Below are 19706 nucleotides of genomic sequence, written 5' to 3'. Positions count from 1 at the left end.
AAGGCGATCGCATAGCGTCAGCGAAAGCTGAATCGCTCTTAGCGGTTTCAAAGGAGCATCGCAGTTGCAACAACCTACCCCTGGATGTCTGTTAAAAACAGTATATTAGTTAATAAACACAATCAGACAGGGTTTATTAAGAAATATTTTCAGTTTATTGACAAGAGCTACTTACTATACTAATGTAATACAACTAAACTTCCATAGTAGCGTTAGCAGGGTCGTAAGGAAACCTATGTGCCCAAGTAAATTTATTACCACGATAGTATTTTTAGAATCCTGATTCATCGATTGTAGTTTACATCGAGGAGTGCTCCAGTATTCATTTAAACTATATATTAAAAAACCAAGATGGTTAAATTACCTACAGAGTTAGCTGTTATCATATTCTGTTTTGGAGGAGCAATGCTCCTTGTATGTATAGTGGGTAAAGTTAATGTCAAAGAAATTGAATTTGGAACTAGTAATAAGTGGGGACGAGTCATACTAGGATTTTTGGGAACTTTATTTATAATTTTTTCGATTGCACCATTTCTTATTGAAAAAGAATCCACTACAATTCCTTCAGATACTGTAGACACCCCTTCAGATTTTTATGCTGTAGTAACAACTTCTAAAAACCCAAATGAATTATCTAGAAGATACGAAAAAGCCAAAGAAATATCAGCTGATAAATTTGGCATATCCAGATACGATGTCCTTATTTGCCCCCCATTAGAAGGAACTGATGAGTATGCCTTAATAATTGGTAGTAAAAGTGGGAAAGGTAAAATTAATACCCACAGGTCTGAAGCTAAGTGGAGAATAAAGCAAGCAGAAGTTGATAATTTTGGGACTGAAGGAACTGTGATACACAAAGCAACTAAGTCTTTTAAAGATGAAGGTTGTAAACTTATTCAAAAAGCATTATAAACTGAAGACTTTAATCCATGCCGGTGTGATAGGGAATTGGGCATTGGAAACAGGCAATAATTATTTGTACTTCGTTGGCCAGAGCAAGGATGCCAACAAAAGCACAGAAACTTACGCTTTTGGAACGGCTACAAAATATCCTATTGGCTTAACAAGAATTATAGGATTGGTCACATTTTTATTTTTAAAATTAAGTAATGGACAGTGAAAAGTTTTTCAGCATCGGTGAGTGTTATTTGAACTAGCCAACTGGTACTCAGTGCTTTGGCGCTTTATCTAGATTGTGCTGAGGATGTGCCTTTGAGGGAGAAGGTGGCAGTAATTGAGAAAAAGCTGGTGGCATTGGAAGCTGAGGTGCGCCGTGTCCAGACAATTTTCTGGTGCCTTCCTTGCGAAGAACAGTTGATCGAATCCCCAGGTGCAATCATCCTCGATTAGTTCTCCCTCAATTAGTTTCAAGGTTTTGATGGAGAAAGATTAAATTGTCTGAGTAGCAATAATTCCTGGGTACTCCTCAACTAGTGATATGGCGGTTTTGTAATGTCAAAATAATCCTTTAACCATTGTGGCCTTTCATCTTTTAAATCTTCAAAGTCTGACTTTTTATCGGGGGGATCTATCCTCTCATCTAAAGATGGAAAATAAGGGACGTTTTTTTCTATATCTTGTACTAGTTTGTACATAGAAAAGCCTAAATTTTTACTAAAAGCTAAAAAATCTTCTTCAGTCATTATCTGATGTTTGTTTTGAAATCTGTTTTTATCATAATAAGCCTTATATATGAAAGGATTCCACAGGAAAGTAATTACTATGAAAAATGATACAAATCTCGAACTTGCATCAGCAGAAACTAATCCAAATTTTTTCAATTTTGAAATTTTAACATATGAATTTCCACGACCTTTTTCCTTAATAGCTACTTTTTTTAAAGCACAAGCACCCCAAACTAATGCTCGTTCTATCATTGCAACCTCATCTCCTAAATAAGCATGAAGAATAGCTATCAAACAACAAACAGTTAAATCCTTGTGCTCAGCCTCATAAGAACCAAACGAAAAGATTAGTCGATAAGCACTAGTATATTCACCTAATTTTATTCGTGCTTTGTAATATAACAAATGCGCTAAAAGCAAATTATCTAAAACTACTATTAAAACAGCCGACCTATTTTCAGGTTTAATCTTATTAATATTTTCTAATTTATGTATGGCCGCATCAGTGTATATATCACCAAATGTCTTTAAGGTTTTTGTTAACTCCCCTCCTTCAACAAAAGTTTTTATTTTTAAAAAACTTTGAACAACTGTCAATAAATTAGGCTGTGGTAAAGTCATATCAGGTAAATCAAACTCAGTCATCACAGTTAAAAAACTTATGGAATGCGCATTACCAGTTCGAGGCAAAGCGGCCAAGCTACATCGCGTTCTGTGAAGTAAGCTTCTCACTCTGCATCGCCCATACCGAAAAGAAGGTTGACCGATACTTTTTTTAATACAGAACGGTCTTATGCCATTGAATTGCCCTTATAAATTTGAGATTGATTTTTGATATTCTGCAACTTGGGTTTCTAGTGCTGCCATTCTTTCTTCTAAGTCAATTACCCTTTGACTGAATGGCACATATTCAACCGCACCGAGGTATTGAGCAATAGCACTCACAATTACCTCACTTTTACTTAAGTGAGCTTTAGCTCTGTATTCCTCCAATTGTTTGTGGAGGTTTTCCGGAATTCGGAAACCTACAGTCATACTAGACATAAAGCCAAATTGTGTAACAACTTTTTAATTCAGTTTAACAGTTATCCTAAGCACTCACCAACTACTTTTTGGAAGATAGTGAGTTCTGGGGGGTGACATGCAAGCTAACGAATCCGTTGAGTCCACTAACTCTGTGCTTAATCACCTTGGGTACCAAATTTTGCCAATGTATCGACCCTAGGACTGTGACAGAAGCTTACCCGAGAACCTAAAAGGGTCAGACAAGTGTTTACGCTGGAATTACCTACGATCACAAGAACACATAGCTAAGTTGCAATTCAACCTAGCAACCTAGTACCATAAGTTTATTTACTTACCAAGAATTGCCTCTGTTATTTATTATTTTCCGATAAAAACCAAAGACAACAAAAAGACGTCCTGATGCGGAATTAGAGGCAAAAATGAAATACTGCTAACTCCCATTAAAGGAATTAATTATTTAATCAAATTGGAATTCATCAATCGTTAACATCAAATCAGCGACTACTAAAAAGCGATTGACCGTAGGTCACGCTACGCGAGCGCATTTCAGTGGCGGTTGTGCAGAAAAATCTCCAAGATCACAAAAAGGACAACAAGCATGCTTGATAATGCTGTGCTGTCCGTGGAAGGTTGAAGGTTTAAGGTTATCTAGTTGTTCGCCTTTGGCGTTCGGTTTAGGGTAGGTTATCTGGTTGTTCTTGCCCAGGTGTCCGGTTTAAAGTAGCTTATACCAAGCTGGATCCCTTCTCCAGAAAATCCAGTAGAATACGCTGATGAGCAGGACCAAGGGGTCGCACCTGACCAGCCTTGGCAGAATAAGACTCGCCCTGACGAATCTGCTCAGGAGTCAACAACCCCATATCCCAGCCTTCCCCTAAGACCAACTGTGAAAGTTCCACGGTCAGGGGTACTGCAAAAACATGACGGAACACATGGGGTTCAGGATAATGGCCAAACAAAGATGCTGAGGGTAGTGCATAGCTAATTTCCTCCAGCAATTCCCGCCTGAGAGCTTCGATTGGGGTTTCTCCAGGTTCAATGTGTCCCCCAAATAAACCCCACAAACCAGGGTAAAGAATATTAGGAATATTGTCCCGTAGCTGCATCAGAAACTGACCTTGCCGAAAGAGAATAGCGATCGCTACTTGAACTTGCTTACTGCTCATCTGTTGGTCTTGGAAGTAAGGGGGACTTGGGTTGATAGACTTGCCGTTGTAGCTGCTCAAGCTCTTGAATAAAGAATTCACCCAAATCTTGTCCAGCGATGGGAATGCTTTGAAATTGAGCCTTACCGTGGATCAAGACTTGATCACCGATATTGGGCAAAGTTCCCTGAGAAACTACCCAAATGGTACTAGTAGCATCTTGGAGTTCATAAGCATTCGCATCTAAAAGTGGTGCTTGATTAGTAACTTTACCCCGAAGGTAGACTGTATCGATAGTATTCTGATTTTGTGGTAGATCACGGATTTTTGTGACCTTTACACCAGGGTAGCTAATATTAAGCTGATGAATGCCATTATGGGCTAAGGGACTACAGCCAACAGTCCCAGCTCCTACAAGTAAAACCCAAAACGGTAAAAGAGTTGACCAATACTTAGTTGGCATATTGAAATCCTATGATGTTTTCAGTTGTCAGTTGCCAATGAACTCTGTTTGGAGGAGTAAAAAAGGAAGTAGGTTGAAACTTGAATGTTCGTTCCCCAGCCTCAAGTAAGTCGCTCCATGCATCTACAATGTTTTAACCCAAGTAGGCAGCATCTGTACACCCGTCTACACTGTTTAACCCAATTGACCAATGACCAACATACTCGATGGTAAGACCATAGCTAAAAAAATTCAGACCCAGCTGCAAGAACAGACACAGAAGCTGACCTTGAAACATGGACGACCACCTGGATTAGCAGTGTTGATGGTAGGTGACAACCCTGCTAGCGCTGCCTATGTTCGTAATAAGGAACGTGCCTGTGGTAAGGTGGGGATTAATTCTTTTGGTCGTCATTTTCCCAGTAACACGTCCCAAGCAGAACTCGAGGAAACCATTAACGCCCTCAATCAAGATCAGCGTGTAGATGGAATTCTGCTCCAGCTGCCCTTACCCGACCACCTAGATGCTGTTTCATTACTGCACCAAATCCATCCGGATAAAGATGTTGATGGATTACACCCTGTTAATCTAGGTCGTCTGCTCAGGGGAGAGCCTGGTTTACGTAGCTGTACACCAGCAGGGATAATGCGCCTGTTGCAAGAGTACCAGATTAATTTGTCTGGTCAAAAGACAGTAGTGGTAGGACGTAGTATTTTAGTAGGTAAACCTCTGGCACTGATGCTACTAGAAGCCAACGCTACAGTCACAATTGCTCATTCGCGCACCCAAGATCTGGGGGAGCTGACACATCGCGCTGATATTTTAGTAGCAGCTGTGGGACGACCTCAACTGATTACCAGGGACATGGTAAAACCAGGAGCTGTCGTAATTGATGTTGGGATCAATCGTGTTGGTGATCAACAAGAAAAATCTCGTCTTGTGGGAGATGTACACTTTGACTCTGTTCAGGAAACTGCGCGATATATTACCCCTGTCCCTGGTGGCGTCGGACCGATGACAGTGGCTATGCTACTAAATAATACAATCCTTAGTTATACAAAGAGGTATTGTTGAACAGTTTGGCTAGGAGTGAGGATTGACAAGAGCCTATTGAACCTTTGTTTATGAATAAAATCATTTCAATTCACAGGAGGCTAGGTCAAAAAAAGGAATAATTAAAAAAACTGAAAGCTATAAAATCTAAGAATATTAAAGTTGTTTGTTTAAGAACATATTAAATTTTGGGCTTGGGAGGGATAGACTTTAGTTTAGCGCTACTTATAAATTTCACAACTCGACAATCCTAAATACCATCACTAAAGAGCTTTGTCCATCAAACGAGAAGCACGAGAATATGACAAGGGAGTTTCAAGAAGACCCCCAGCCCCGTAAAATTGTTAGAAGAATCAGATAATCAAGGAATCAAGGCATGGTAGCGACGGAGGGGCGACCTACCCCCAAGAGGGAATCCCCAAGTTTAGACTTACTAACTTACTTAAAAGAGCGAAAGGCTCTAATTGAGTCAGCTTTAGACCAGGCTCTGCCCCGAATGGAGCCCGACAAAATTTACGAGGCAATGCGTTATTCTCTTTTGGCTGGAGGTAAACGCTTGCGCCCGATTCTGTGCCTAGCTACCTGTGAGCTGATGGGTGGCACGGTGGAGATGGCAATGCCAACCTCCTGCGCTCTGGAAATGATCCATACCATGTCATTGATTCATGATGACCTACCAGCAATGGACAATGACGATTACCGTCGGGGTAAACTAACTAACCACAAAGTATTTGGTGAGGACATTGCCATCCTCGCAGGTGATGGTTTATTAGCTTATGCATTTGAATATGCGGCGGCTCAAACTAAAAATGTACCAGCTCCCCAAGTTTTGCAGGTAGTTGCGTGGTTGGGTAGAGCAGTCGGTGCATCCGGATTGGTTGGGGGTCAAGTGCTTGATCTCGAATCAGAAGGTAAGTCGGATATTAAAGAAGAAACGCTCACCTTTATCCATACTCATAAAACTGGTGCTTTGCTAGAAGCCTGTGTAGTTTGTGGTGGAATATTGGCAGGGGCAACGACAGCTAACTTACAAAGGCTCTCCAAATATGCCCAAAATATTGGTTTAGCATTTCAAATTGTCGATGACATCCTAGATATCACGGCTACCCAGGAGGAACTAGGTAAAACAGCAGGTAAGGATGTTAAAGCACAAAAGGCAACTTATCCTAGTCTCTTGGGGCTAGAGGCATCAAAAACCAAAGCCCAGGAGCTGGTGAATGAGGCAAAAGCTCAAATGGAATCCTTTGGGGAAAAAGCTCAACCCCTGATTGCGATCGCTGACTTTATTGTGAATCGTACTCATTAAGGTACTTGGTATTGGGGGAAGGCTAACGAAAATTAAAGGATGAAGTGTTTAATCCTAGCCTACAGGAACACCAAAAACAAACACACTTCATCCTTAATTATACCATAGAAGGGACGCTATCCAGGGAACATACTTCATAATTCATACTTGATCCTTCATACTTCATCGTTTCCCCAATGCTGAGTTATCGATGACCAATGACCAATTTAAAATAAATAATTATGCAGGACTTTAGCGACATCCTAAACAACCAGGTGTTGCTGGTTGCGCTCATTGCTTGTCTGGTGGCTCAACTCTTTAAGTTTTTGGTTGATCTAACCAAAAATCGCAAACCTAATCTTCAGGTATTGATGACTGCTGGTGGAATGCCTAGTTCTCACTCAGCATTCGTCACTGCCTTGGCATTTGGTGTAGGACAAACGGTGGGATGGGCTTCTCCAGAGTTTGCGATCGCTTTAGTGTTTGCCATCATAGTCATGTACGATGCTGCTGGTGTCCGGCAAGCTGCCGGTAAGCAAGCTCGCATTCTCAACCAAATTATCGATGAGTTGTTTAGCGAAGACAAAGAGTTGAAAGAAGACCGCCTTAAGGAATTATTAGGTCATACACCCTTTCAGGTGCTTGTTGGTTTGGTGTTAGGTATCGCTATTTCTTGCATAGCAGCAACGGCTTATTGATCGATCGTGTTAATTGGTAATTTTAATTAGTAATTTGCCATTACCTAGTTCAAACGGAACTAGTTAAAAGCGAACCACCTTACGTTTTAGTAGGGTAACTCGGCGACTATCAACAACCATTGCCCAAAACCCCCCTGCGCTCAGTCGCCTTAAGATTGAGTTAGCTTGGGTTTCACTAGTTGTGTGTACTGTTAGTAAGTAAGGTCGCTGAGCATAAGAAACCAAGCCCACATTGACGCCCAGTAGTTGCTCTAGTCGGGATGCCACTTCTGGTTGATTGAAGTAGTCCACCAGAACTGCATAACCATCACCCAATCCCTGAGGAGTATAACCTGGTGGTATAGTAGTAGGCTGTATAGTATTAGGCTGGCTTGACGGTGGAGATTGAACTACAAAAGCTGAGTATCCCACTACCTGATCCAGATAGCGTGCCCAATCTTTAGCATCGTTAATGCCTCTGAAACCCCCAACGCGAGTTACTCTGTCTTCCAAATATTGACAAAAATCCGTTTTTGCGCTACTTGGTAAAATTCGTTGAATTTGTTCGTGATTTTTCCTAATTCGGCTAAGCACTAACAAAATGTACTCACCGTTTTGTGGTGGTTGGCATTGAGCAGCTATTGGTTGAGCATAAACTGAATCAAAGACACCAGCTAAAGCAGCCAGTGCTATTGAGAAAATTTGTAAAATAAACTGTATTGTTTCCCTGGTCATAGATGATTAGATAGTAGACCTATAGCCACTGTCTTGGAAGCAAAAAACTAACCATCAAACTGATGCCAGAGACGCTAGAGGGTCAGGTATACTATCTGATGGTGCCTGAAATTCACCAGTTTTGACAAATTCTAGGCGCAGCTTTAACCAGGTGATGAACTTAGGATTAGTAGAAATTATCGCCGTTGCTGGTTGCGGACATTCCTGCTTTACCTGGGACATTTGGGAACTTTCCAAGAATGCTGGCTGGTTGACTAACCAAAAGTCTATTTCTTTTTCCTGTTCATGGTAGTGCCTGGTACGTTCCCGAAGTACTTCCTCCAATGGTTCTTCTTCAAGGAACTTTTGACTGGCTAAAACGTAGTAGTAAGTTTGCATAGTTTCAGTTACTGAGGAAAGCTCAAAATTTACCTTGCATCGCTTGTTTCATTTCTCTGACCGCCCGTTCTATACCCACCAGAGATGCCCGAGCAATGATGCTATGACCAATATTGAGTTCTTCCATACCTTCGATACAAGCAACCGGGTAAACATTCCAGTAGGTAAGACCATGACCAGCATTGACTCGTAAGCCAGCAGCAATCGCTTGTTGGCATCCGGAGGCCAAAACTTTTAATTCTTTAGCCTGACTGACTTCATCAGTAGCTTCTGCATAACTCCCCGTATGAAGCTCAATAAATTTAGCTTTTGTTTGAGCAGAAGCATCGATTTGGGCAGGATCAGCGTCTATAAATAAGCTAACGGGAATACCAGCGCTCTGTAACTGGGCTACAACCTCACTAAGGCGAGGCATTTGCCCTGCTACATCTAGCCCTCCCTCGGTAGTCACTTCTTCTCGTTTTTCTGGTACGAGGGTAACGTAATCGGGTTTGACATCTAGAGCGATCGCTACCATTTCATCGGTAGGTGCCATTTCCAAATTCAGATGAGTTCGCACCGTTTGTCTCAACAGAGCAATGTCCCTCTGTTGAATGTGACGTCGGTCTTCTCTTAGATGTGCGGTGATGCCATCCGCACCAGCAAGCTCTGCCAACACCGCTGCTGCCACTGGGTCAGGTTCTACAGTGCGCCGTGCCTGACGAATTGTGGCAATATGGTCGATATTTACGCCCAGTGTTAGCACGAATGTTTTTCTCCTGGATTTGACATCCTAGCCACGACCATAGCGCAGCTTGGTCTTGAATTCCAAGGCTTTACAACCTTAGCTTTGAGCAACATAGCCTTTTCTAGTTTAACAGGGGGAGGGAACATCTAGAGAGATTATCTATCAAGTGTCTACAAGACAGTCCCCCGTGAATTAGAAAGCCCCTCGCGGGCGTGCGCAGCGAGGGGTAGTTCACCTGAAATTCTTAATCCTGGGATTAGATGCTTCTAGGTTGCAGTTGGTCTGAGGATGGTAATTTGACATTCCAGGCCAGTCCTAAGCGCTTAAGCAGCAGGATGAACAACCAACCCAGGTCAAGTTGCCACCAATGATGTCCAAATCTTGCTGAGTTGGGAAAGGCATGGTGATTATTGTGCCACCCTTCACCAAGGGTCAAGATGGCGACGATAGGATTGTTCTTGCTCATATCAGAGGTAGTAAACAGCTCGTTTCCCCAGAGGTGGCAAACTGAGTTGACACAAAAGGTGATTTGACGCACCAGAAAAATCCGAAATGCTCCGCCCCAGATTAAACCACCTAATACTCCTGACAGAGAACCACTCAAGACTCCACCCAGTAAACCAGGGATTAACAGGGACAGCAATACCCAAAAGGCGTAGAGCTTGTCTATTCTTTGGATCAGCTTGTCCTTGATTAGGTCAGGAGCGTACTTATAGGGAGGCTGCCAATCCACATTTACAATCCAAGCAATATGGGAATGCCAAAACCCTTGGATAAATCCCCAAAATCCTCCCTGGTGAAGATGGGGTGAGTGAGTGTCTCCGTCTTGGTCAGAGTAAATATGATGGCAGCGATGATGGTGAACCCAGCTAGTGACTGGTCCTTGAGCTGCCATGCATCCGGCAATGGCTAAGAATGCCCTTACAAATGGTCCAGTCTGAAAGGCACGATGGCTAAAAAGCCTGTGATACCCGACGGTAATCCCGATGAAATTCAGGATGTACATCCCGAGAAAAAGACCAATATCGAGAGGCTGGACGTTCAGTTTCTCAAGGAACATAACTACTATCGCAGCGATTACTCCCACAGGGGACATGGCGATAACGATAGTAACTACAGTTTTCTGGAGTGTGCTAACTTCTGGGGAAGTAGATGAAGAGATTGACACTTGTGTTGTTTCAATAAAATACTAATACACCAAAACTAAGCATATCCGATTGCTTGTCAGTCTGGCTCTGTTTGGACTATACCTCCGTGCTTAGCACGAAGGCTCTCAACTGGGATTTTTGGATTTGGTTGGAGTTGTATTGTCCGCGCTTATCCTCCAATCCCGGGGAATTTCAGTTATATTTGGGCTAATCATGACGGTATTGGTCATGGTTAACCTCTTGAAGCGACCTAGGCATTGGTGTTGATTTCAATTAATTTATTCCTTGAGGATAAACCTGACTTAATGTGACTACTCCCACATCATAATCTTTGATTTGATGTGGGCTTCTCAAATTCACAAATGAGACTTGCTGTTCCTCAATATCCTGTATTGATTTACCGCAGCCATTGAGCGGCAGTCCAACCGCCAATAATCCACGATTCAAAATGTTGATACCACTGTTCCAATCACGTTCGCGCAGCGTCGGCTGAGGCCGAAGGCCACGCTTCGCGAACGCCGAATCGATTTTGATATTACAGCTCGAACAACAATGAACGCGTACGCTTAAACTTTTCAAGGGCCCTGGAACCGCAATTAAAACACTCAATGCTTGTACCTCGTGGGTTGACTTCCTGGACTAACAAACCGCGTTTGACCGCCACTGCTTGTAATATCTCCAAAAAAGCTCCCCAAGCTGCATCATTTATTGACTTTGCGTGCCCTAGTTCGAGCCAGCCCTTTGATGTTTAAATTTTCGTGAGAATAATGGTCGTACTTACCGCACAACCAATGAGCAACCTGATAATGAAACTCTTTCCGACAACGAGTCAGATAAAGGTGCATTAAGGCGACTTTGTGCTTGGCTTTTTTCCAGTTATTAGAGCCCAATACACGGCGCGACATTGCTTTTTGAGCTTGAGCCAGCTTATCCTGAGCTTTTCTGTAAAACTGCGGGATAGGTACCGCCTCGCCATCGGAAGTAGTCAAAAACTTTTCTAGCCCAACATCAATTCCGACGGCAGACTTGACAGAGCCAATAGGCAAAAGTTCGGGAACTGTATCATCTTTCATTGAGATACAGCAATACCAGCCATCGGCCTTCTTGACAATAGTGCATTGCTTAAGGGTAAAGCCAATGGGTAATGACCGATGCATTACGACAGGTATTGACCCAATTCGGCTTAGTTTTAAGATCCCATCAGCCAGGTGTGCTCCCGCCTTTGAACTATTGATCCTAGGAAAAACGAATGATTGACCTTTGGTCACGCTGCGCGATCGAAGTTCTCCCGCTTTCTTGAATCGAGGTCTACCACCACGTTTACCATTAGCGTCAGGCTTCCTCCATCTATCCCACGCTTTATTGAGTCGTTGCAAGTTGACTTGCTGAGTTTCTGCATAGATTTGCTTGTACTCAGGAAACAGTCGCTTAGTTTCCTTGAGAGCCGCTTGTTGAGTGTAATAGTTAACCGGTTCTGGGATAACACCTATCGGCTCACTGATTAAGCTACATCTATCAATCGGGGAACGAGTCCGATTGAGCCAATCAAGTCGTTGCCCTAGAGCATAGTTCCAGTGAAGACGCAACAATTCAAGCCACCTTTCCATGATGGCTATCTGTTCGGGACTTGGTTTGATTTTGTAGCAGTACGTTAATATCACAATGCTATTGTACCACTTACGTTCGCACCTCAAGCAGCGTCGGCTCTGCCGAAAGCGTGGCCAGAGGCCAATCTGTTGAGAACTTCCAGACACTGTCGGGCAATTCCCCTCCCGTTAAATCGGAGATTATAACGGGAGACCCCTTGCCCGTTTAGTTGGATAAGAGACTTTGGGACCTTAAACCTTTGAGCCAACAACTCAACTAACTCCTGATTGGCAAAGCCTATCTACAGGTGGTGACTTCAAATGCACCTTGAGTCTCCCATCGTCTGAGTCTTCTATCTTTTGATGTTTAGAATTGGGTTTAACTTGAACTCGCCTCTTCATCAATGAAAGTTTCTTCAAAATCGTCTGGCTTCTGGCTATGGAAAGTTTTAATTTAGTCACCGTCTACCAGAGTAGCATACTGATCCGGATTGGCTCTGGTAACTGTAAAGACTTCTGTTGCGATACTCTTAAGGCCAAAGGCCACGCTACGCGAACAGAGCCGCTACGCGAACGCATACCCTAATTCGAGCCAAACCATTGGAGCCAAACGACTGCGCCAATCGCGGTAAATTTCTTGAGTGATCTTGCCCCTAAAAACTTGACGCTTCATTTTTTCTGTGTTATAAATGTATTATAAAAGTAACTCAAGCAAATCATTTAGCAATCTTGTTTGGGTTTAGCTTGTCATGTAGCGGGTAGCTCAATGGGAGAGCGCCAATTTTGCCCGAAAGGGCCGAAGAATTGAGGGCTAGCCACTGTTGTTGACGATTTTATCCAAATATCTGGCAGTATCTCCAAAAATATGTTAGACTTTGATTAGTTTTCTAGTGTCATTGAAAACATTCTGGTTCCTTGAATTGAAGCCGAAAACCAAAGCAAACCATGATAGTGGTTGCGTTTTCTATTAAACACAGATTTATGCGCCTTGAGCGGAACAAAACCTATCTTGGCCTTGGGAGATACCCCCTGGCTGCGAGAGCAGCTTGCATTAGTGGGCTAAAATCTGCAAAGTAGATTTTGGTAGCTAAAAAGTATCGGTTATCGTATTATCAAGGAACCCCACCCTTGATTCACCGGAGGTTGCGGGTTCAAATCCCCCTCCGCTACACCAACAACTCATGGGGCAGGTAGCTCAATGGTAGAGCAGATGGCAATATCCTTACATCTTTGATTCACCCCTTGCCTGGAAAGGCTGAAGAATTGAGGGTTATCGACTTGTGAAGTACCCCAACCTGCAACGCTCTCGGTTGGGGCTTCCCATTCTCAGTTCAATCAGGGACGGTTTTATTCGTCTTTCGGCAAAGCCGACGCTACGCGAACGAGGTTTCCCGCGCGCGTCCCCGATGCCTCAACCAGAGGCGCGACCCTAGGCCGGGTTCCCCGGCCTAGGAGGCGCGCGCCTCCTAGAATTGGTCTTACTCAGCGTCCACAGGCAGACATCCGCCTTCTATCGACGCATATTTTTGCGACAGACTTACCTTGGAATTACAGCGATAGCTGACCAGCTGGGGCAAGTCTCTTCCCGGAGACGAAACCTTAGAATAAGGCAGCCTTAATCATAAAGTTTTAACCCTTTTACCCATAGCCGACCAACCATAAAGGCTGCCTTATTCTTGCGGTAACTTCTGACCCTGAACTCTCAAGCGTACTTTTACACCTTGAAGGTAGCCTTTTAGTCAGTCAGGAGGGTCATCGACCACTTTTATTTTAGCACCGCGCTCTAGTTGTCGTCTCGCTATCCATCCTAGAGACGCGCGCCTTAGGGAGTGGAGCCTTATTACAAAAACCTTAACCCTTTTACGCATAACCCTCTAACTATAAAGGCTCCACTCCCTTACGGTAATTTCAACACCGTGAAAGACGGTGGGGAATTCCGCGAGTTTTGTTAAATTTAAGGGCGGGTATATTATACCCCACATTCATCCTTTTCTTATTAATAAGCTGTCGGGCATTTAAACGACATTGTCTTGATGCAAAGCGCGAGTGATAGAAACCCCCGTGGGGCCGACTGCATTCATTTATTAAATCAAAAAAAAACCTGAAACTCTTGTCCGTGTCTTGATGGAAAGCGCGAGTGGGACAAATCCCCCCATAAAGGCCAACCCGTCGCTTCAGCATAGCTGCCAAATGCCTAACAGCTTACTACATCAAAGTAGATTCAAACTCCTACTAGAAAACTGATAGGAGTAGAATAGAGGACAGCACTAAAAACGGGGTTGTGGAGGGAAGAACGTTGGATGAGCTGAGAACTGCGTTAGAGTTAGCAACCGTTGAAGAGTTACAACAAGTGACAGACATTCTATTCTGTCGTAGGTTTAATCCCTTAGATTACCTTCAGCTCCCTGAGCCAATCGATATCCAAAGCCAAAACCGTGAAGCTTGGTTGGATTCCCTAGAAGAGCGATTTCGCTTCTTGGCAGCAGATGGAGTAACAGTACTCAAGGGACGCACGAGTGAAGTAACCTACCGACAAGCCCTGATTCAAGTTTGTCGTTACCTCAAAATTCCTTACTCTCAACGTCTGACTACAACTGACTTGGAAGCAGAAATATTTCTTCACCTAATGGAGAAAACCTGGAAACGCTTACCAACCCAAGAGCAGCAATCCCTAACAGTACAGGTACAGAAATGCTTAGCTAAGTCAAAACTCCCTGAACCCTTACCTGTACAAATCCAGCACAATCCTATAGAATTTTTACTCAAAGGTGGTAGCGCCCTAGCATTGACCTCGATTCTAAAGCCAATAATACTGCAACAGGTGGCACGTCAGTTTGCCCTGCATTTCGCTCGCTATCAGGTGGCTAAACAAGCCCTAGTGAAGGGGGGTTTGGCAGCAGCAGCTCAGTTTCAGAACTACTTGACACTACAAACAGCACGACAGGGAATGGCACTGAGTGCTGCTCGTTATGGGGTTACTCGGAGTGTTTTTGCCTGCCTAGGTCCGATCATGTGGAGCTATTTCTTCGTTGACTTAGGCTGGAGAGCGATCGCAACCAACTACGGTCGGATTATTCCAACAATCTTAACCTTAGCACAAATCCGCCTGATTCGTGCTGAGTGCTGGGAACCAGTTTAGATTTATTCATAGTAATGCTTAGTGGCTAGATTGGGAAAGTATAGACATCCAGACAATCACCTACAAGTAGCTTGGAACTGCGCGAAGCTGGGAACTCTGATCTTTCCCCTATTTCCAGCTTTAGGGGCAGTGGGGTTAGTACTAGCTGTGGGAGATACTTGGCGGCAAAAGTACGCCAGTATGATCTCAAAACCCCTAAACTGGGGCTTGGCTATTTTGAGTATCTGGTTGCTCATTACTGCTAGTTTAGCATTTAACCCCACAGAAGCGTTCCTAGGTTTAGGGAATTTTATCCCCTTCTTCGCCGTTTTCGCTGGTTTGTCTACCCTCATCCAAACCCCAGCACAGCTGAGGCAATTAGCCTGGATTCTAGTTATTCCTTCCCTAGCAGTAACTATACTGGGTTTTGCTCAGATGGTTTTGGGTTGGACTAGCCCAAAAGTCTTATCACTAGTCTTTGGTTCAACCTTGGTAGCTAACGGCAATCCTCCAGGTCGGATGGATTCAGTGTTTTTGTATGCCAATATCCTAGCCGCTTATCTACAAATACCATTAATTTTAGGGATAGGGCTGTGGATTGAGAGGTTTCAAGCTAAGCGTTGGAGCTGGCATCAATTCGATTATCCGCTGTTGTTCTTGAGTGTGGTGGTGATCGGTAATGCGATCGCACTAGTTTTGACCAACTCCCGCAATGCTTGGATAATCGCTGTTTTGGCTTGCCTTGCCTTTGCCCTTTACTTAGGTTGGTACTGGCTGGTGACAGGAGTTACTGCTGCTGTTGGTAGTGTTCTGTGGGCATCATTTGGTCCAATGCTAGGGCGTCAATGGCTGCGTAGTATTGTCCCAGCATACTTTTGGATGCGATTGTCTGACCAGTTGTATCCCGACCGGCCCATCGCTACCTTGAGGACAACCCAGTGGAAATTTACTTGGTCCATGATTCAGGAACGTCCCTGGTTGGGTTGGGGGTTACGCAATTTCACTCCTCTTTACCAGTCACAAATGGAAGTCTGGCTTGGTCATCCCCATAATCTACCTCTAATGTTGACTGCTGAAACTGGCATCCCAGGCACACTGATGTTGAGTGGATTAGTTGGCTGGATTATGGTTCAAGGTATCCAACTATTAAGGGTTTGGTCAACCGTTGCAACTCCGACCACTAGAAAAGATGGGCATCAAGACAACTTAATTCTGTTCAGTTATCTGGTGGCTTTTGGCAGCTGTACTCTATTCAATCTGCTGGATGTAACTCTGTTTGATTTTCGGGTTAATACCTTGGGGTGGCTGTTGTTGTCAGCAATTCGTGGCGTGGTGTGTCACATTTAATCTACCTGAGTTATATATAAGGTAATTGGCTAAACCTTAGTTGAAAAGGAGTCATCTAAGCAAGGGTCAGGATAACCGCTGCCATGCTCCCTAGAATACGCGAAGTCAAGCTTGGTTTACCCGAATTGTCGGGTTTTGTGCCAGGATTAGAAAATCAGGATCCTTCCAGATGTCACAATAATCGAAAGCGTTGTCTAACCAGTTAGGATAAAACTGCGGTGGCACAAGATCGGGTCAGACAAAACATTAGGAATCGCCAAAACCCAAACCAAACCAGTTATTACGAAATACTGGGATTGCACCCTAGTGCATCACCCATAGCCATCCGGCGTGCTTATCGGCAACTCAGTAAACGCTATCATCCTGATACAACCGACTTACCCACTGAAACTGCCACGATTAAATTCCAAAAGCTGAACGAAGCCTATGCTACCCTGAGTAATCCAGAGCGACGAGCAATGTATGACCAAAAAATTGGTTATTCCCGCCTCAATGTTATTCAGCCACCCCCTAGTTTAAACAATCCAGTTAATCAAAAGCCACCAAGCTCCTCGTCCTCAGCTTACCTTGATCCCACTGACCGCCCCCTTTCAGCTGGGGAGATTTTTGTCTTATTCATTTTAGGACTAACCTTTTTAGGCTGCTTACTACTAGCCATAGCGATTGGATTAACCCAAGGTGAAGCTGCTCTGCTAATTTCTAAACCCAGTGGCAATGATTTGCTTACCGTACCCCAGATTAATTCTATTCAACAGGCGAAACCTGCTAAGTTGGATAGTCAAATACCGGTTAATAACCAATCAGCCCAAAATACCCAGATAACCCATCCCTAATAATAACTGATCAAGAATAACTTATAATATTAAGTCTGGTTAATCCCTTATAATTCTGGTTAATCCCTTATAATAGGGTTTATCCCATAAATGTTAATTGTCTTAATTGTGAATTGTCTTAATTGTGAATTGAAAATTGCCACGTGACCATTGACAATTTTCAATTTTATACTGATGTAGCACCAAGAATTATAAATAGTTAACCGGATTCGATATGACACTTCCGCCAGGTGATACCCCCTTGTATAACCACCCTCTACCTGAAATAGAGAGGTGGCTGAAAATACTAGGATGTGAACAAGACAGTAAGGAGCTACATTGCTGGCGTGTTGATCGACCTACCTGGAAAGCAGAACTTTGCCTTGAGGTAGAGGAGTTAATCGTACGCTACCTCAAGTCTGGGGAAGGTGGAGAAGATATTCAACGATCTTTCAAGTATTCCCTCAGCCGCAAAGATATAGAAGATGCAGTTTTCTGTGGCCCTTAGTCGGTGAAGGGTCTGCGGTCGTTGAAAGTTAGAAGGTTGAAGGTTAGAAGGTTAGAAGGTTAGAAGGTTGAAGGTTAGAAGGGTTAGAAGGTTAGAAGGTTGAATGTTCCAACTACAGCAGTTCTCAATTGGGTGAGGTACTTACGCCGATGGGTTTCAGGGAGTAGGGAGTAGGGAGTGGCCCATGGGAAAATTGAATGTACCTCATAACTAGGAGAAATTCTTTTGCTTTTCTATGCTGTAACCTTTAACCGGCAACCTTTAACCGGCAACCTTGGCCTTTCGGCCACGCTACGCGAACAACTAAAAAACCTTAAGCTAAAAAACCTACCCTACGGGAACGCCAAAGGCGAACAACTAAAAAACCTTTAACCATTCTTAGACTTTTCCAAACCGACGTTCGCGCTGCTGATAAGTAGACAAAGCACGGTGAAACTCTCCACGGTCAAAATCCGGCCATAGGGTATCTGTGATGTAAAGTTCCCCATAAGCCATTTGCCAAAGCAGGAAATTGCTCAAGCGCATTTCCCCACTAGTGCGAATTAGCAAGTCTGGGTCACAGACATTGGCAGTATAGAGATGACGTGAAAATAGGGCTTCGTCAATGTCATCTGGTTGGATGTGACCAAGCTGTACCTGAGTAGCAATGGCTCGACAGGCTTGTATAATTTCCTGGCGTGCTCCGTAGTTAGTAGCCACAGTAAACTGAATGCCAGTATTATTAAGAGTTTCATTCATAGAGTTCTCAATTTGTGCTTGCAACGATTGCGGTAAGGCGGTCAAATTTCCCACAAACTGAATCCGAACATTCTCCTCCATCATTTCTTGAAGTTCTCTAGCCAAAACCCGCTCGAACAAGGTCATCAAAAACTCCACCTCTTCTAAGGGACGTCCCCAGTTTTCTGTAGAAAATGCATAGGCGGTAAGGGCTTTGATTCCCCAATCATTACAACAACGCAGTAGTTTTTTGAGAGCCTCCACCCCCTGCCGATGTCCTATAACCCGAGGTAGTCCTCGGCGTTTTGCCCAGCGACCATTGCCATCCATAATCACTGCCACATGTCTAGGCAAACGGTCTGGTGAAAGGTCGCTTGGTAATTTGTTTAGGATAGTTTGCATAGCAGTTATTTTTTCTCTTGAGACGTTGATGATGGAAGACGGAGGAAACGTGAAACTAGCACCCGTCCCTGGGACTTGAATTGGCGACCTAGGTTGCGTAGACCTGGAGCAACTACCTCACGATCCACGACTGGGGAAAATCGTTCCTCTAGCAATTGTTTGAGTTTTGTGCTAGTTAGTGGTCGGTACAATCCTCCTTTTTCCGCCAAAGAAATTGAACCCGTCTCTTCAGATACAACAATACAAAGGCAATTTTCGACACGTTCTGTAATTCCCATCGCAGCCCGATGGCGGGTACCCAGCTTCCGAGAGGCTGTGCGCTCAGAAAGAGGCAAAATTACCCCCGCAGCTACAACCCGAGAGCCACGAATTAATACCGCTCCATCGTGTAACAACGTAGTTGTTTGGAAAATGGTTTGCAGTAGTTCTTTAGAAATTTCAGCATTTAGCTGAACACCCGGTACAGAAACATCCCGCTCATCAATTGGACCATTGGTTTCTAAAGTTATCAAAGCGCCCACTCGATTTTGAGACAACTCTTTGACTGCGTCTACGATTTCATTGATTACACTGTCAGGCTTAGGAGTGGGACGTCGTTGTCCTTGAAACAACTGCACAATCTCTCCTCGACCTAACTGTTCAAGAAATCGACGAAACTCTGATTGGAAGATGACAGCCATTGCCACAGCTGAGCCAACCACCAACTTTTCTAGCACAAAACTCAATAGCGTCAACCCTAACCTATTACTTACTGCTGCGGCTAACATCAGGACAATTAGCCCTCGCACCATCCATAAGGTGCGGCGCTCCCCAATGATGAGGAGCACAAGATAAGTAAGGGCTAGAACCAACCCAACATCGATGCTGTGAAGCAACAATGACTGAGCCCAGCTATGGTCAGTAACAGGACCCGGCAACGGAGGCATTTAACGTTCAGGAAAGGATTAAGGATGGAGATGGAGTCGAACTGGCTT

21 protein-coding genes and 1 pseudogene are annotated in these 19706 nt (G+C 43.8%); 11 read left to right on the top strand and 11 right to left on the bottom strand.

Annotated features, from left to right (window positions below):
- Window positions 1-351 precede the first annotated feature (351 nt).
- Both F6J90_RS16845 and F6J90_RS16840 read left to right on the top strand, forming a co-directional pair.
- Entirely contained in the window at window positions 352-912 is a 561-nt protein-coding gene (locus F6J90_RS16845) for a hypothetical protein (RefSeq protein WP_293094494.1), read from the top strand.
- A gap of 264 nt (window positions 913-1176) precedes the next feature.
- Window positions 1177-1350 (top strand): hypothetical protein, encoded by a 174-nt coding sequence (locus F6J90_RS16840; protein ID WP_293094497.1) that lies wholly within the window; start codon window positions 1177-1179, stop codon window positions 1348-1350.
- An 80-nt stretch (window positions 1351-1430) separates the two neighbouring features.
- Here F6J90_RS16840 and F6J90_RS16835 read toward each other — a convergent pair whose 3' ends face one another.
- From F6J90_RS16835 to F6J90_RS16820, 4 genes are all read right to left on the bottom strand, one after another.
- Entirely contained in the window at window positions 1431-2270 is an 840-nt protein-coding gene (locus F6J90_RS16835) for a hypothetical protein (RefSeq protein WP_293094500.1), read from the bottom strand.
- Between the two features lie 165 nt (window positions 2271-2435).
- Window positions 2436-2669, bottom strand: a complete 234-nt coding sequence (locus F6J90_RS16830; protein WP_293094504.1) for a ribbon-helix-helix protein, CopG family — start codon at window positions 2667-2669, stop codon at window positions 2436-2438.
- A 707-nt stretch (window positions 2670-3376) separates the two neighbouring features.
- The gene (locus F6J90_RS16825; protein WP_293095781.1) at window positions 3377-3817 is read right to left on the bottom strand and encodes an NUDIX hydrolase; all 441 of its coding nucleotides are present in this window, start codon (window positions 3815-3817) and stop codon (window positions 3377-3379) included.
- A complete protein-coding gene (locus F6J90_RS16820; protein WP_293095778.1) occupies window positions 3807-4259 on the bottom strand; it encodes a hypothetical protein in 453 nt (150 codons plus the stop codon). Before F6J90_RS16820 ends, F6J90_RS16825 begins: the two co-directional genes overlap by 11 nt.
- A 190-nt stretch (window positions 4260-4449) precedes the next feature.
- Between F6J90_RS16820 and folD the strand changes: the two genes are divergently transcribed.
- The 3 genes from folD (at window position 4450) to F6J90_RS16805 (ending at window position 7275) form a co-directional block, all read left to right on the top strand.
- The gene (gene folD, locus F6J90_RS16815) at window positions 4450-5313 is read left to right on the top strand and encodes a bifunctional methylenetetrahydrofolate dehydrogenase/methenyltetrahydrofolate cyclohydrolase FolD (RefSeq protein ID WP_293095776.1); all 864 of its coding nucleotides are present in this window, start codon (window positions 4450-4452) and stop codon (window positions 5311-5313) included.
- Window positions 5314-5668: 355 nt separating this feature from the next.
- Complete coding sequence (crtE, locus tag F6J90_RS16810) at window positions 5669-6598, top strand: geranylgeranyl diphosphate synthase CrtE (RefSeq protein WP_293095773.1); 930 nt, start codon at window positions 5669-5671, stop codon at window positions 6596-6598.
- Between the two features lie 221 nt (window positions 6599-6819).
- Window positions 6820-7275 carry a divergent PAP2 family protein gene (locus F6J90_RS16805; protein ID WP_293094519.1) on the top strand — a complete coding sequence of 152 codons (456 nt, stop codon included), beginning with the start codon at window positions 6820-6822 and terminating at the stop codon, window positions 7273-7275.
- A 63-nt stretch (window positions 7276-7338) separates the two neighbouring features.
- On the opposite strand, the gene F6J90_RS16800 is transcribed toward F6J90_RS16805, so the two are convergent.
- The 5 genes and pseudogenes from F6J90_RS16800 to F6J90_RS16780 all read right to left on the bottom strand — a co-directional run bounded on the left by F6J90_RS16800 (window position 7339) and on the right by F6J90_RS16780 (window position 11849).
- Window positions 7339-7989 (bottom strand): hypothetical protein, encoded by a 651-nt coding sequence (locus F6J90_RS16800; protein WP_293095771.1) that lies wholly within the window; start codon window positions 7987-7989, stop codon window positions 7339-7341.
- A 54-nt stretch (window positions 7990-8043) separates the two neighbouring features.
- Window positions 8044-8367, bottom strand: coding sequence for an MgPME-cyclase complex family protein (locus F6J90_RS16795; protein ID WP_075903987.1), 324 nt, complete (start codon window positions 8365-8367; stop codon window positions 8044-8046).
- Window positions 8368-8389: 22 nt separating this feature from the next.
- Window positions 8390-9112 carry a pyridoxine 5'-phosphate synthase gene (locus F6J90_RS16790; RefSeq protein WP_293095768.1) on the bottom strand — a complete coding sequence of 241 codons (723 nt, stop codon included), beginning with the start codon at window positions 9110-9112 and terminating at the stop codon, window positions 8390-8392.
- Between the two features lie 238 nt (window positions 9113-9350).
- Window positions 9351-10262, bottom strand: coding sequence for an acyl-CoA desaturase (locus F6J90_RS16785; RefSeq protein WP_293095766.1), 912 nt, complete (start codon window positions 10260-10262; stop codon window positions 9351-9353).
- A gap of 253 nt (window positions 10263-10515) precedes the next feature.
- A pseudogene (locus tag F6J90_RS16780) lies at window positions 10516-11849 on the bottom strand (transposase).
- 418 nt (window positions 11850-12267) lie between these two features.
- Here F6J90_RS16780 and F6J90_RS16770 point away from each other — a divergent pair.
- From F6J90_RS16770 to F6J90_RS16745, 6 genes are all read left to right on the top strand, one after another.
- Complete coding sequence (locus F6J90_RS16770; RefSeq protein WP_293095763.1) at window positions 12268-12414, top strand: hypothetical protein; 147 nt, start codon at window positions 12268-12270, stop codon at window positions 12412-12414.
- Between the two features lie 1710 nt (window positions 12415-14124).
- On the top strand, window positions 14125-14967 hold the full coding sequence (locus F6J90_RS16765) for a YaaW family protein (protein ID WP_293095760.1): 843 nt from the start codon (window positions 14125-14127) through the stop codon (window positions 14965-14967).
- 21 nt (window positions 14968-14988) lie between these two features.
- The gene (locus tag F6J90_RS16760) at window positions 14989-16293 is read left to right on the top strand and encodes an O-antigen ligase family protein (RefSeq protein ID WP_293095757.1); all 1305 of its coding nucleotides are present in this window, start codon (window positions 14989-14991) and stop codon (window positions 16291-16293) included.
- Window positions 16294-16511: 218 nt separating this feature from the next.
- Window positions 16512-17126 carry a J domain-containing protein gene (locus F6J90_RS16755; RefSeq protein ID WP_293095755.1) on the top strand — a complete coding sequence of 205 codons (615 nt, stop codon included), beginning with the start codon at window positions 16512-16514 and terminating at the stop codon, window positions 17124-17126.
- Between the two features lie 214 nt (window positions 17127-17340).
- On the top strand, window positions 17341-17613 hold the full coding sequence (locus F6J90_RS16750) for a DUF3143 domain-containing protein (protein WP_293095752.1): 273 nt from the start codon (window positions 17341-17343) through the stop codon (window positions 17611-17613).
- A gap of 225 nt (window positions 17614-17838) precedes the next feature.
- Window positions 17839-17985, top strand: a complete 147-nt coding sequence (locus F6J90_RS16745; RefSeq protein ID WP_293095750.1) for a hypothetical protein — start codon at window positions 17839-17841, stop codon at window positions 17983-17985.
- 6 nt (window positions 17986-17991) lie between these two features.
- Here the strand turns inward: F6J90_RS16745 and F6J90_RS16740 are convergent, their stop codons facing one another.
- The gene (locus F6J90_RS16740) at window positions 17992-18732 is read right to left on the bottom strand and encodes an isoprenyl transferase (protein ID WP_293095747.1); all 741 of its coding nucleotides are present in this window, start codon (window positions 18730-18732) and stop codon (window positions 17992-17994) included.
- 5 nt (window positions 18733-18737) lie between these two features.
- Entirely contained in the window at window positions 18738-19658 is a 921-nt protein-coding gene (cdaA, locus tag F6J90_RS16735) for a diadenylate cyclase CdaA (protein WP_008179944.1), read from the bottom strand.
- Between the last annotated feature and the right edge of the window lie 48 nt (window positions 19659-19706).

Source organism: Moorena sp. SIOASIH (assembly GCF_010671925.1).
In the GTDB taxonomy this organism is placed as follows: domain Bacteria; phylum Cyanobacteriota; class Cyanobacteriia; order Cyanobacteriales; family Coleofasciculaceae; genus Moorena.
The sequence above is the reverse complement of the archived record's forward strand: the minus strand, read 5'-3'. Positions and strand labels throughout refer to the sequence as shown.